The organism is Ralstonia nicotianae, from assembly GCF_018243235.1.
In the GTDB taxonomy this organism is placed as follows: domain Bacteria; phylum Pseudomonadota; class Gammaproteobacteria; order Burkholderiales; family Burkholderiaceae; genus Ralstonia; species Ralstonia nicotianae.
Genome location: NZ_CP046674.1, coordinates 1727129 through 1740946 on the forward strand (window position 1 = coordinate 1727129; position 13818 = coordinate 1740946).

Here is a 13818-nt window from a genome sequence, read left to right on the forward strand (position 1 = left end):
GCCCAAATAGCCGTTCACGGGCGTGCGAAGCCAGTGGCTCACCATTCCCTGGATCTCTTCAACGGTGACAAGGTTCTGCATGTCGCGTCCTTACTGGTAGCTTCCCAGGCCACCCGTGGCGATCAGCGCGATGGAGCGCTCGGACGGGTTCTGGCCAACCTCACGCGGTGCTTGCACCACCGCCGTCGTGGTACTGCGGGTGTTGCTGCCAAGCTGAGTTGTGACGGGTGGAGCGGCAGGCACCGAGACAGTCAGCGCGGTTACACCACCACGCGGCGCAGTGGGGATCGTCGGGCTAGCGAATCCGTACGCTACCCGCACAGTTGGAACCCAGGGTACTTCTGGTAGTAACGCTGGCACAGGAGGGTCTCTGCCACCCACGGGCGCAACTCGAACGGTGTGGCCGCGACACCCGCTTCCAACTGGACCTGGGCAATATCGAACGTTCCGGTCTGCTGGCCCAGGCTATTGGTACGAGCATTGAAATTGCTCCCGGCATCGAACCAGAACAACACGGCCAGGTAATCGTTGCCGCCGCCGACACCCATGCCACTGATCGACGGCAACCTCTACTGGCAGAACCGTGGCGGCACCATTGACGCCAAGGATCTGTTCATCCAAGTCGGTGGGGCGACGGTCTCGCTCGACGAAACCATCAACAACATGGTCTGAGCATGGCGTACACGAAAGCCGACTACCAGGCGCAAATCGCCGCAGCCATCAGCAACTATCCGACGGCGGCCCAGTTCTTTCAGGCGCGAGATCCGCGTCTCCTGGCCAGCCTTGACGCGATGGCCACCATGCTCGCCATGAAGTCGGCAGAGCAGGACGTCCAGGCGATGGAGCCGTTCACCAAGGCGCGCGATCTGACTGTTCTGGCAGATGCTGCTGCGAAAGGCGTGCTCCCATTCGGGCAATCCGGGACCGCCACCGTCACGATCGCCAACCCGTCCACAACGACTCCGCTGCCGGTTCTCACGGGCCGACCGCTATACGACACCCAGGGGAACAGCTACGTGGTGACTGCCGGCGCGACCGTGGCGCCCGGGGCGAGCGGGACAGTCACGGCTGTCCAGCAGGAGCAGACTTCGTTCCAGCACACCGTGGGCGTGGTCAGCGCGTTCTACCAGATCCCGGTTCCGCAGGCGCCGACCGGCAAGTACATCACGTGGGTTGAGCTGACGGACGCGAACAGCAACGTCTTTGAATACCTGCCCGACTTCGTGAACGTGGCGGTGGGGCAGCGCACGTACAACATCGAGTCGGACGAGACCGGCGCGCTGTTCCTCGTGCTCGGGGCCGATGGCATTGCCGGTTACCAGCCGGTGGCCGGCGAGGTGTTCACGGTCACCACCACTCTCTGCTCTGGGCAGATCAGCCTGGCCGCCGGCTCGCCATTTGCGTTCCAGTACACGAACTCGACGGTTGAGCAGGGGGCTAAGCTGTCCCTTGCCGCGGTCACCGCATCTGGGGCCGCGCCGATGGATGTGTCCACCCTGCGCGCGGTGTGCAGCTATCCCAGCCTGTACGACAAGAACGCAGCAGCCTCTGCGCTCATGTGGTGCTGGGTCGTTTTCCAGCGACCTGTACGTGAGTCGAAGAACTTGTAGCGGTGGACGATGTTGTGTGGAACGGGCGTTTCCATGATGCGCGGACACTGGATATATATACAGTATCCATTGCCACTGATCAGGTCAACGGCGACAAATCTGACATGCTTCATCGCGCACACCAAACCCGCTGTGCGGCTGTTGGCCAATCTCTATGCGGTGAATCCCAGCGCCGCCACGTTGACGTCCTCGGCTGCGCGCCAGCGTCCGCTGCGGCGATCCACGTTCAGGAGGCGCATGTTGCCGTGCTTCGCGATCAACTGAGTGCCAATAGAGCTGCCGTCCTCGTCGTCAGGTCGGAAGCCACGATGGAAGACCGTGATGCGACTGAAGGTATCGACAACGAGCTGTCGAGCTTGGACTCGCGCCTCGTGGTCGATATTCATGACCCCTTCGGCGAGCGCGGCCCAGGCCTCGGCTGCGGCCGGCGTTGCAGTCGAGCTGGCAACGACAAGTTCGGATTCCCGGGCGGCCACGTCCTTCTGCTTGTCGGCGAGACTCTCCTCGAGCTCGCGCGCGCGGCGCATGAACGCGGCAGGTGCTTCCCCATCATCCGAGAGTAGGGCGTCGGTGATTCGGCGGATCTGTGCCTCGATGTCTGTGACCTTCAGGCGAGCTACGGAGAGCTTGCCTGCAATGACCGAAGCGCCGTTGTCGCCATCCAGCAGGCGGGTCAGGTTCATCTGGTCAGCGCAGAATGACATGATGGCGCGCTCGATCGGCGCTACGCTGCAACTCCCGCCCACAGGGCAGCCTGAGTCCTTCGCGTATGACGTGCACAGGACTCGCCGGTGCCCGTCTGCGAGCGAGTTGTCTGGCCGGCGGCGGCGGTTGGTGAGGTTCTGGCTCGCAAGCGGGCGACCGCAATACCCACAGAAAGTGATGCCTGTACCGGTGACCACACTGGGAATCGTCCCGCGCACCGCGCGGCCGGCACGCTTGGACGCCAAGTGCTGAAGCCCGGCGAACTCTTCTTCCGTCAGGATGGCGGGGTAGTAGCCTTTGAGAACGAACTCTTCGCGGTCGACCGTCAAGACCCGTTCGCCGACGAGTGCCCGGTTGCGCAGCAGCTTGTAGAGATGTTGGCCGCCGTTCTCCTGGCCGGTAAGCTGAAGGCCGCTTTCGGTCAGCTCCCGCACGATCCGCACGCCCCCGTAGCCACGATTGAACATGCTGATGGCAGCGCGCACCGCTGCCTCGCGTTCGGGCACAAGCTCGAACTTGCCATCGACCGGGGCTACCCAAGCCGGATCGTTGCCGTTGCGCACGATGCCCCGCCAAGAGCCAGCAATCCAACCCTGGCATTGCCTGCGGATCGCGGCCTTGACCCGCTTGCTCTTGGTGTCCGATTCCTCGTGCGCGCGGATCATGACGAGCAGGCTGTAGACCAGGTCCATCGGCTGCGCGCGCAGGCGTTCGCGGTTGTATTCCTTGCCGTCGCTGGCAGTCACGACAGTGATGCCAGCATTGACGATTTGGGCGAGCTGCGCCTGGGCCTGGGCCTGGATAGGCTCGGCACGGCTGAGCCGGTCCAGCCCTTCCACGATCAGGACGGAGCCCATCGGTATCGTCCCGTCCTCGACAGCAGAAAGAAAAACGCCCAGTGCCCCCTGTTTCACGTGCTTTTGGTGGTACGCAGACAGGCCCTCATCGCGAAGGGATAGGGAATCGTCGAGGGCGAGCTGACGCTCGGCGGCCCAGCGCCGCGCATACTCAATTTGCCTGTCAGCGCTACTGCCGGCGGCCTGTTTGGGGTCGCTGAACCGTAGATAGCTGTAAACTCTTGCCTTTGACATATACCCCGCAGAGTTGTGACATGGAAAAGCCGGCTGGCTCGAAACGTATAGGAATGGTATCGCTTGGGTGTCCCAAAGCCCTCGTGGATTCCGAGCAGATCATCACCCAGCTGCGCGCCGAGGGGTACGAGATTTCCGGCACCTACGGCGGGGCCGACCTGGTGGTCGTGAACACCTGCGGTTTCATCGATGAGGCCGTGCAGGAAAGCCTGGACGCCATCGGCGAGGCGCTGGCCGAGAACGGCAAGGTGATCGTCACCGGCTGCCTGGGCGCGAAGAAGGACGCCGCCGGCCAGGACATCATCACCAGCGTGCATCCCAAGGTGCTGGCCGTGACCGGTCCGCATGCGCTGGGCGAGGTGATGGAGGCGGTACATACGCACCTGCCCAAGCCGCACGATCCGTTCATCGACCTGGTGCCGCCGCAGGGCATCAAGCTCACGCCGAAGCACTACGCGTATCTGAAGATTTCCGAAGGCTGCAATCACCGCTGCAGCTTCTGCATCATCCCGTCGATGCGCGGCGACCTGGTCTCGCGCCCGGTGGCCGAAGTGATGCTGGAGGCGGAGAACCTGCTGAAGGCCGGCGTGAAGGAGCTGCTGGTAATCTCGCAGGACACCAGCGCCTACGGCGTCGACGTCAAGTTCCGCACCGGCTTCTGGAACGGCCGGCCGCTCAAGACGCGCATGACCGAACTGGTCGGCGCGCTGGGCGAACTGGCGGCCCAGTATGGCGCCTGGGTGCGCCTGCATTACGTCTACCCGTATCCGAGCGTGGACGAGGTGATGCCGCTGATGGCCGAGGGCAAGGTGCTGCCGTATCTCGACGTGCCGCTGCAGCATGCCCATCCGGAAGTGCTCAAGCGCATGAAGCGCCCGGCCAACGCGGAGAAGACGCTGGACCGCATCCGCGCCTGGCGCGAGGTCTGCCCGGAGCTGACCATCCGCAGCACCTTCATCGCCGGGTTCCCGGGCGAGACGGAGGAAGAGTTCCAGACGCTGCTCGACTTCATCGCCGAGGCCGAGCTCGATCGTGTCGGTTGCTTCGCCTACTCCCCGGTGGAGGGCGCGACCGCCAACGATCTGCCGGGCGCGCTGCCCGACGAGGTGCGCGAGGAGCGCCGCGCGCGCTTCATGGAAGTGGCCGAGCGCGTGTCGGCCCGCCGCCTGCAGCGCAAAGTGGGCAAGACGTTGCGCGTGCTGGTGGATGAGGTCAACCAGGATGGCGGCATCGGCCGCTCGTCGGCGGATGCGCCGGAGATCGACGGCCTGGTCTACATTGCGCCGCCGTCCAAGCCGTACAAGCGCTACAAGGCGGGCGACTTCGTGTCGGTGAAGATCACCGGCGCCGATGGCCACGACCTGTGGGGCGAGGTCTGATCCGTCGAGGCGGGCCTCCAGCAGGCCAGGCCATTTTCGAACGATCGTTTGCTTATACTGGCTGCCATTGACGATCAATTGCCTTGGAGACAGCAATGGCACGTGAAGTGGTGGTGGTCAGCGGTGTCCGCACCGCGGTCGGGACGTTCGGCGGCAGCCTGAAGGACGTGGCGCCGTGCGAGCTGGGCGCCCTGGTGGTGCGCGAGGCGCTGGCGCGCGCGCAGGTCGGGGGCGAGGAGGTCGGCCACGTGGTGTTCGGCCACGTCATCAATACCGAGCCGCGCGACATGTACCTGTCGCGCGTGGCCGCCCTGGAAGGCGGCGTGCCGGCCGAGACGCCCGCGTTCAACGTCAACCGCCTGTGCGGCTCCGGCCTGCAGGCCGTGGTGAGCGCCGCGCAGACCATCCTGCTGGGCGATGTCGACGTCGCCATTGGCGGCGGCGCCGAGAGCATGAGCCGCGCGCCGTACCTGGCGCCGGCGGCGCGCTGGGGTTCGCGCATGGGCGACGCCGGGCTGGTCGACATGATGCTGGGCGCGCTGCACGACCCGTTCCAGGCGATCCACATGGGCGTGACGGCGGAGAACGTCGCCCGCGAGTACGGCATCGGTCGCGAACTGCAGGACCAGACCGCGGTGGAGTCGCATCGGCGTGCGTCGCGCGCCATCCAGGCCGGCTATTTCAAGGACCAGATCGTCCCGGTGACGATCAAGTCGCGCAAGGGCGATGTGCAGTTCGATACCGACGAACATGTCCGCCATGATGCGACCCTCGAGGACATGGCCAAGCTCAGGCCGGTCTTCGCGAAGGAAGACGGCACCGTGACGGCGGGCAACGCCTCGGGCCTGAACGATGCGGCCGCGGCCCTGGTGCTGATGGAGCGCTCGCTGGCCGAGCGGCGTGGCCTGAAGCCGCTGGCGCGGCTGGTGTCATACGGCCACGCGGGCGTGGACCCGAAGGTGATGGGCATCGGCCCGGTGCCGGCGACGCGCAAGGCGCTGGAGCGGGCCGGGCTGACGGTCAAGGACCTGGACGTGGTGGAGGCCAACGAGGCCTTCGCGGCCCAGGCCTGCGCGGTGACGCAGCAGCTGGGCCTGGACCCGGCCAGAGTCAACCCGAACGGCTCGGGCATTTCGCTCGGCCATCCGATCGGCGCGACCGGCGCCCTGATCACGGTGAAGGCGCTGCACGAGCTGCAGCGCATCGGCGGTCGCTACGCGTTGGTGACCATGTGCATTGGTGGAGGACAAGGCATTGCCGCGGTGTTCGAACGCATCTGAACGCATGTTTCCGGCGGGGCGCTTCGCCTGGGCGGCCGGCGCGCTGGTCGCGCTGCAGCTGGCCGGGGCGCCGGCGGTCGCGCAGACGCCGGCCAAGGCTTCCAACGGTTACGACGTGTCCACCGGCGCCATCAGCGCGCCGTCGGCGGACCTGGGCCTGAACCGCGCCGTCGCCGATGGCGAGCGGCGGCGGGGCACCGGGGCCGACAACGGCGTTGCCGTGCAGACCGCCCAGGCGCGCGTGCTGCAGCCGCAGCCCGAATATGCCAAGTACCCGGTCTACACCGGCATGCTCGGCGAGGTGCCGATCCACATGCGCCTGGGCGCCAAGCCCGGCGAGATCGACAGCGTCCACGGCGAATACGTCGCCGGCAAGGGCCCGGGCGTGCGGCTGGTCACCGGCGAGTATGAAAACGGCGGCTTCCTGATGGAAGAGTCGGACGACGGCACGCACGTCACCGGCACCTGGGAGGGCGCCATCGATGCGCACGGCGCGGTGCGCGGCACGTGGACGGATGCCGCCCACGACGGCCGCACGCTGCCGTTCATGTTGCGGCCGGTCGCCGTGGTGGTGATTCCGCCGTATGACGGGGCCGCCAACAGCAATGCCGCGGTGGCCGCCACGCCGATGGTGCCTGCCGCGCCCGGGCAGGTGTCGCCGGCCCCGGTGCTGCCGCCCGTCAATCCCGCGCGCTCCGGCGCGCGCTGGTAAGCTGCGGGGCAGTTGCCCCGCGCCACTTCCCAGGACGCCTCCGTGACCGACGAAACCAAGCTCCCGCCCCCATTCCCCGCCACGCAGGCCGTCCATCCGGACCTGCACATCCCGCCCGGATTCGCGGCGTTCTCGCACGCCACGCACCGTGCTTCCACGGTGGTCTTCAAGAACCTGGCCGACATGCGTGCCTTCGGGCACGGCAGCGTGGTGCACTGGCGCTACGGCCTGCATGCCACGCCGACATCCGACACGCTGTGCCAGGCGCTGGCCCAGATCGAAGGCGGCAGGCACGCGCTGCTGCTGCCGTCGGGGCTGGGGGCGATTTCGCTGGTGTATTTCGCGCTGGTCAAGTCGGGCGACGACGTGCTGATCCCGGACAACGCCTACGGCCCGACCCGTGACCACGGCGAATGGATGGCGCGCCAGTTCGGCATCACGGTGCGCTATTACGATCCGATGATCGGTGCCGGCATCGCCGGCCTGATCCGCCATAACACGCGGCTGGTGTGGCTGGAAGCGCCCGGCTCGGTGACGATGGAGGTGCCGGACTGCACCGCCATCGCCGAGGCGGCGCGCGCGGCCGGGGCCATCACCGCGATCGACAACACCTGGAGCGGCGGCCTGTACTACCAGCCGTTCGCGCACGGCATCGACATCTCGGTCCAGGCGCTGACCAAGTACCAGTCGGGCGGCAGCGACGTGCTGATGGGGGCCACCATCACCAACGACGAAGCGCTGCACCACACGCTGCTGTCCACGCGCATGCGCATGGGCTGGGGTGTGTCGGCGGACGACTGCTTCCTGGTGCTGCGCGGGCTGCCCAGCCTGCCGGCCCGGCTGGCGGCGCACGACGCCCACGCGCGCGAAGTGGCGGAATGGCTGGCCGAGCGGCCCGAGGTGGTGCGCGTGCTGCATCCGGCGCTGCCCGACTGTCCGGGGCACGCGTACTGGAAGCGCGATTTCACCGGCGCGAGCGGGTTGTTTTCGATCGTGCTGCACACGCGCTATACGCCGGCGCAGATCGACGCCTTTGTCGAGGCGCTGCGCTATTTCGCGATCGGCTTTTCGTGGGGCGGGGCGAACAGCCTGGCGCTGCCGTACAGCGTCCCGTCGATGCGCACCGCGACGGTCTGGCCGCCGGCGGGCTGGGAGAACGCGGGCGGCCTGGTCCGCCTGTACATCGGCCTGGAAGACCCGCGCGACCTGATCGCCGACCTGAAGCAGGCGATGGAAGCGCACCTGCGGGCGGCCTGAGCGGCCCGCAGGGCGTTGCCGTGGCGCTTACGGCTGCGGGAAAAGATTGAGCAGGCCGTCCAGGCCGACGACGTTGAACGCCACGTCGGCCTGTGCCTGCACGATGGGCTTGGCGCGGAAGGCCACCGACAGCCCCGCCGCGCCCATCATCTTCAGGTCGTTCGAGCCGTCGCCCATGGCGATGGCTTCCTGCGGCGTCACGCCCAGGTCGTGGCAGAACGCCTTGAGCGTCTGCGCCTTCACATCCGCATTGACGATCTCGCCGAGCACGCGGCCGGTGAGCTTGCCGTCGACGATCTCCAGCGTGTTGGCGCGCGTGCGGTCCAGGCCCAGGCGCTCCTGCAGGCGCGAGGTGAAGAAATCGAAGCCGCCCGACACCAGCAGGGTGCGGATGCCCAGCGCCTGCACGGCCTTGAGCATGCGCTCGGCACCGGGCGACAGCTGCAGGCGTTCGGCGTAGACGCGCTCCAGGACGTTCGCGTCCAGGCCCTTGAGCAGCTCCACCCGGCGCGTCAGGCTTTCGTTGAAATCCTTGATCTCGCCGCGCATCGAGGCTTCGGTGATGGCCGCCACCTGGGGCTTGAGGCCGCAGAAGTCCGCGATCTCGTCGATGCACTCGATGGTGATGAGGGTCGAGTCCATGTCCATCGCCAGCACGCGGAAGTCGCCGAAGGTCCACTCGTCGGGAATCCAGGCGTAGTCCAGCTTCAGGTTGGCGCAGATGGCGTCGAGCTGCACGCGCAGTTCGCTGGGCAGTTCGTGCACCCATTCGATGACGGCGACGTTGGGCGCGCGCATTGCGTACGTGGCGTGGCCGAACAGGCCGCGGACGGATTCGATATCGCTGGAGGACAGCGGCGACAGGCTTTGCAGGACGACGGGCATGGAGAGGCGGAAAAACGGGAAGTGAAGCGCCGAGGAAGCCCGCTATTGTAGCGAACGCCCCCGCCGGGATGGCGCCCCACCGACAGGCGGGCCGCCACCAGAAGGCGATGCTCAGGCCGAGGCGGGCTCCAGCATCAGGCTGCGCGCCACGTTGGCCAGGAAGCGGTCGCAGGCGTCGAGCTGGGCCAGTTCGACGTATTCGTCGGCCTTGTGCGCCTGCTCGATGTGGCCCGGGCCGCATAGAACAGCCGGGATGCCGGCGCGCTGGAACAGGCCCGCCTCGGTGGCGTAGGCGACCTTGCGCAGGTCGCTGTCCGCGGTCAGCGCGCGCACGAGCTGCGTGATGGCGGCCTGTTCGGAGGCGTCCAGCGACGGGGCGGCGGCGATCTCGTCCAGTTCGATGCGGGCCTCCGGATGCTCGCGCCGCATGGCCGGCTCGATGGTCTCGCGCACGTAGTGCTCCACGCGCGCGCGGATCGCCGGCGCATCGATGCCCGGCAGGTTGCGGAACTCGAAGACGAATTCGCACAGCGCGGGAATGGTATTGAGCGCGATGCCGCCGTCGATGAGCCCGGTGGAGGCGGTGGTGAACGGCACATCGAACGCCGCGTCGAACGGCCCCCGGGCCCGGAATTCGTCGGCCAGGTCGCGCACGAAGCAGATGATGCGGGCGGCGTATTCGATGGCGTTGACGCCCCGCGGTGTCAGCGACGAATGCGCGGCGCGGCCGTGCACGCGGCAGCGGTAGGCGTTGATGCCCTTGTGGGCGACGATCGGGCGCATGCCGGTCGGCTCACCGACGATGCAGCCGGCGGGGCGGATGCCGCGCGCGATCAGGTCTTCGATCATGCGCGGCGCGCCCATGCAGCCGACTTCTTCGTCGTATGACAGCGCCAAGTGGATCGGCTCGCGCAGGCGCGCCCGCAGCACCGACGGCACCAGCGCCAGCGACGCGGCGATGAAGCCCTTCATGTCGCACGTGCCGCGCCCGTACAGCCTGCCGTCGCGCACTTCGGGCGCGAACGGATCGCTGCTCCAGCGCTGCCCGTCGACCGGCACCACATCGGTGTGGCCCGACAGCACGATACCGCCCTGCACGCCGCCGTCCGCCGCCGGGACCGTGGCGAACAGGTTGGCCTTGTCGCGCCCGTCGCTGTACGACAGATGCGTCTGCAGGCCCAGGCCGTGCAGGTGGTCGCGCACGGTTTCGATCAGCGCCAGGTTGGAGCCGCGGCTGGTGGTGTCGAAGCTGACCAGCTTGCGCGTCCAGTCGAGCGTGGAAAGTGCGGTGGCGGTGGTGCTCATGGTGGTGTCCTGCGGGTGAGGGCGGGCGGGCGGGCGGTCCGGTCAGGTCAGCTGCCGCATGGTCTGGCGGATGGCCTGCGCCAGCGCGGCGGTCTCGGCGGGGATGTTCTCGATGCGCAGGCGGTCCTGGCCGGCCAGCTTGATCTGGCGGTTCTTCTGCACCAGGTTGATGATCTTGATGGCATCGACCGGCGGGTTCGGCACGAACTGCAGCGTGACGGCATCGGCGCCGGTGTCGATCTTGCGGATGCCCAGCGGCACCGCGGCGATGCGAAGCCGATGCGTCTCGATCAGCGACTGCGCTTGCGGCGGCAGCTTGCCGAAGCGGTCGATCAGCTCTTCCTGGATGTTGTCGATGGTCTCGCCCGATTCGCAGTTGGCCAGGCGCTTGTACAGCGACAGGCGTTCCTGCACGTCGCCGCAATAGTCGCTGGGCAGCAGGGCGGGGGTGCCGAGGTTGATCTCGGTGGTAGCCGCCAGCGGCGCCATCAGGTCGGGCTCCTTGCCGGCCTTGAGCGACTTCACCGCCTGGTTGAGCATGTCGGTATAGAGCTGGAACCCGATCTCGGAGATCTCGCCCGACTGCTTGTCGCCCAGCACCTCGCCCGCGCCGCGGATCTCCAGGTCGTGCATCGCCAGGTAGAAGCCGGAGCCGAGCTCCTCCATCTGCTGGATGGCTTCCAGCCGGCGCTGCGCCTGCTTGGTCAGGCCGTCCGCATCGTGCACCAGCAGGTAGGCATAGGCCTGGTGGTGCGAGCGCCCGACGCGCCCGCGCAACTGGTGCAGCTGCGCCAGGCCGAACTTGTCGGCGCGGTGGATCAGGATGGTGTTGGCGGTCGGCACGTCGATGCCGGTCTCGATGATGGTCGTGCACAGCAGGATGTTGGCGCGCTGGGCAACGAAATCGCGCATCACGCGCTCCAGCTCGCGCTCGTGCATCTGGCCGTGGGCGACCGCCACGCGCGCCTCGGGCACGAGTTCTTCCAGCCTGGCACGCTTGTTCTCGATGGTCTCGACCTCGTTGTGCAGGAAGTAGACCTGGCCGCCGCGCTTGAGCTCGCGCAGGATGGCCTCGCGCAGCACGCCGTCTTCCTCGCGCCGCACGAAGGTCTTGATGGCCAGCCGCTTCTGCGGCGCCGTGGCGATCACGGAGAAGTCGCGCAGGCCCTCCAGCGCCATGCCCAGCGTGCGCGGGATCGGCGTGGCGGTCAGCGTGAGCACGTCGACCTCGGCGCGCAGCGTCTTGAGGGCCTCCTTCTGGCGCACGCCGAAGCGGTGCTCCTCGTCGATGATGACCAGCCCCAGCCGGTTGAACTTCACGTCGGGCGAGAGCAGCTTGTGCGTGCCGATCACGATGTCGATGGTGCCGGCGTTGATGGCCTCGATGGCGGCGTCGATCTCTTTCTTGTTCTTGAAGCGCGAGATCTCGGCGATGCGCACCGGCCAGTCGGCGAAGCGGTCGGCGAGCGTCTGGTAGTGCTGCTCGGCCAGCAGCGTGGTCGGCGCCAGCATGGCGACCTGCTTGCCGCCCATCACGGCCACGAAGGCAGCGCGCAGCGCGACCTCGGTCTTGCCGAAGCCGACGTCGCCGCACACCAGCCGGTCCATCGGCTTGCCCGAGGTCATGTCGGCGATCACGGCGGTGATGGCGGCGGCCTGGTCGGGCGTCTCGTCGAAGCCGAAGCTCTCGGCGAAGGCCTCGTAGTCGTTGGGCGCGAGCGGGAAGGCGAAGCCCTGGCGCAGGGCGCGGCGGGCATACAGGTTCAGCAGCTCGGCGGCGGTGTCGCGGATCTGTTGCGCGGCTTTACGCTTGGCCTTGTCCCACTGGCCGGAGCCGAGCTGGTGCAGCGGCGCGGTATCGGGATCGGCGCCCGAGTAGCGCGAGATCACGTGCAACTGGTGCACCGGCACGTAGAGCTTGCTGCCCTTGTCGTAGTCGAGGTGCAGGAACTCTTCCTCGCCGTTGCCCATGTCGATCGAGACCAGGCCTTGGTAGCGGCCGATGCCGTGCTCGCTGTGCACCACCGGATCGCCGATCTTCAGCTCGGCCAGGTCGCGCACCATGGCGTCGACGGCGGTGGCCTGCTCCTGCTTGCGGCGCCCGCCGCGGCGCACGGCCTGGGCGTACAGCTCGGTCTCGGTGATGAAGGCGATGCGCTCGTCGCCCAGGATGAAGCCCTGGTACAGCGGCGCCACGCCGAGCACGAAGCGGGCGTCGCCGCCCATCAGGTCGGCGCAGTCGGCCACGCCTTCGGGGTGCAGGCCGCTGGCGGCCAGCATCTGCGCCAGCGTCTCGCGCCGGCCGGCCGATTCGGCGCAGATCATCACGCGGCAGTTGCCGCGCGTCAGGAACGATTCGAGGTTGACGAGCGGGTCTTCCGCGCGGCGGTTGACGGCCACGCTGGGCAGCGGCAGCGACAGCGGCGCCTCGCCCGGCTCGGTGCGCAGCACCAGCCGGGCATGCGGCTTGGCGGCGATGAAGAAGGCCTCTTCGTCCAGGTACAGCGCGGACGGCGCCAGCAGCGGGCGGTCGCGGTCGTGGCGCATGAAGCCGTAGCGCTGCGTGGTGTCGGCCCAGAAGCGCCGCACCGCGCTTTCGATGTCGCCGACCAGGGCCAGGTGCGCGCTGGCCGGCAGGTAGTCGAACAGCGTGGCGGTGGTTTCGAAGAACAGCGGCAGGTAGTACTCGATGCCGGCCGAGGGCACGCCGTTGCCGATGTCCTTGTAGATGGGCGCGCGCGTCGGGTCGCCCTCGAACACTTCGCGCCAGCGGCCGCGGAAGGCGGTGCGCGCGGCCTCGTCCATCGGGAATTCGCGGCCCGGCAGCAGGCGCACTTCGTTCACCGGGTACAGGCTGCGCTGCGTGTCGGGGTCGAAGGCGCGGATGGTGTCGATCTCGTCGCCGAACAGGTCGAGCCGGTAGGGCATCGGCGAGCCCATCGGGAACAGGTCGATCAGGCCGCCGCGCACGCTGTATTCGCCGGGCCGCATCACGGCGCTGACGTGCTCGTAGCCGGCCAGCGTGAACTGCGCCTTGAGCGCGGCCTCATCCAGCCGCTCGCCCTTCTTGAAGAAGAACGTATAGGCCGCCAGGAACGACGGCGGCGCGATCCGCTGCAGCGCCGTGGAGGCCGGCACCAGGAGGAGGTCGCACGCGCCGCCCTGCAGGTCGTGCAGCGTCGCCAGGCGCTCGGAGATCAGGTCCTGGTGCGGCGAGAAGTTGTCGTACGGCAGCGTTTCCCAGTCCGGAAGCAGCTTCACGCGCGCCTGCGGGGCGAACCAGCGCAGCTCGTCGGCCAGCCGCTGGGCATCGACGGCGTTGGCGCAGACCACCGCCAGCATCGGCACGGCGTCGCGGTGCTGCGCCAGGTAGCGCGCCAGCAGCAGCGCATCGGCCGAGCCCTGCAGGCCGCTGAAGACGAAGCGCTGGCCGGGCTTGACGATCGGCAGGGCGGAAAGCGAGAGATCGGACATGAGAAACGTTGGGGAATCGGTCGGCAAGGCAAAGCACGACACCCCGCCTGCGCGGGCAGGCGGGGTGTCGTGGTACTGGCCGCTATTATAAAATCCGCGCCAGTCGCGCGCTGGCCGACG

Annotated in this window: 11 protein-coding genes; 6 read left to right on the top strand and 5 right to left on the bottom strand. The window is 67.8% G+C overall.

The window, feature by feature from the left end; translation table 11 throughout:
* Positions 1-311: 311 nt before the first annotated feature.
* Positions 312-548: a hypothetical protein gene (locus GO999_RS08040; RefSeq protein ID WP_211906734.1), complete on the bottom strand. Its 237-nt coding sequence runs from the start codon at positions 546-548 to the stop codon at positions 312-314.
* On the opposite strand from GO999_RS08040, the gene GO999_RS24950 reads away from it, so the two are divergent.
* Positions 547-672, top strand: a complete 126-nt coding sequence (locus GO999_RS24950; RefSeq protein ID WP_277615474.1) for a hypothetical protein — start codon at positions 547-549, stop codon at positions 670-672. The genes GO999_RS08040 and GO999_RS24950 overlap by 2 nt on opposite strands.
* 2 nt (positions 673-674) lie before the next feature.
* Positions 675-1610 (top strand): hypothetical protein, encoded by a 936-nt coding sequence (locus GO999_RS08045; RefSeq protein ID WP_211906735.1) that lies wholly within the window; start codon positions 675-677, stop codon positions 1608-1610.
* A 152-nt stretch (positions 1611-1762) separates the two neighbouring features.
* Here GO999_RS08045 and GO999_RS08050 read toward each other — a convergent pair whose 3' ends face one another.
* Positions 1763-3406: a recombinase family protein gene (locus tag GO999_RS08050; RefSeq protein ID WP_211906736.1), complete on the bottom strand. Its 1644-nt coding sequence runs from the start codon at positions 3404-3406 to the stop codon at positions 1763-1765.
* 20 nt (positions 3407-3426) lie between these two features.
* Between GO999_RS08050 and rimO the strand changes: the two genes are divergently transcribed.
* From rimO to GO999_RS08070, 4 genes are all read left to right on the top strand, one after another.
* On the top strand, positions 3427-4785 hold the full coding sequence (rimO, locus tag GO999_RS08055; RefSeq protein ID WP_211906737.1) for a 30S ribosomal protein S12 methylthiotransferase RimO: 1359 nt from the start codon (positions 3427-3429) through the stop codon (positions 4783-4785).
* A gap of 95 nt (positions 4786-4880) precedes the next feature.
* Entirely contained in the window at positions 4881-6065 is a 1185-nt protein-coding gene (bktB, locus tag GO999_RS08060) for a beta-ketothiolase BktB (protein ID WP_197360173.1), read from the top strand.
* 4 nt (positions 6066-6069) lie between these two features.
* Positions 6070-6777 carry a hypothetical protein gene (locus tag GO999_RS08065; protein ID WP_211906738.1) on the top strand — a complete coding sequence of 236 codons (708 nt, stop codon included), beginning with the start codon at positions 6070-6072 and terminating at the stop codon, positions 6775-6777.
* 42 nt (positions 6778-6819) lie between these two features.
* Positions 6820-8034 (top strand): cystathionine beta-lyase, encoded by a 1215-nt coding sequence (locus GO999_RS08070; RefSeq protein WP_019718725.1) that lies wholly within the window; start codon positions 6820-6822, stop codon positions 8032-8034.
* Positions 8035-8061: 27 nt separating this feature from the next.
* Here GO999_RS08070 and serB read toward each other — a convergent pair whose 3' ends face one another.
* The 3 genes from serB to mfd form a co-directional block, all read right to left on the bottom strand.
* The gene (gene serB / locus GO999_RS08075) at positions 8062-8919 is read right to left on the bottom strand and encodes a phosphoserine phosphatase SerB (RefSeq protein ID WP_019718726.1); all 858 of its coding nucleotides are present in this window, start codon (positions 8917-8919) and stop codon (positions 8062-8064) included.
* A gap of 111 nt (positions 8920-9030) precedes the next feature.
* Positions 9031-10224, bottom strand: a complete 1194-nt coding sequence (gene argE, locus GO999_RS08080; RefSeq protein ID WP_019718727.1) for an acetylornithine deacetylase — start codon at positions 10222-10224, stop codon at positions 9031-9033.
* Positions 10225-10266: 42 nt separating this feature from the next.
* Positions 10267-13698: a transcription-repair coupling factor gene (gene mfd, locus GO999_RS08085; protein ID WP_028860607.1), complete on the bottom strand. Its 3432-nt coding sequence runs from the start codon at positions 13696-13698 to the stop codon at positions 10267-10269.
* Between the last annotated feature and the right edge of the window lie 120 nt (positions 13699-13818).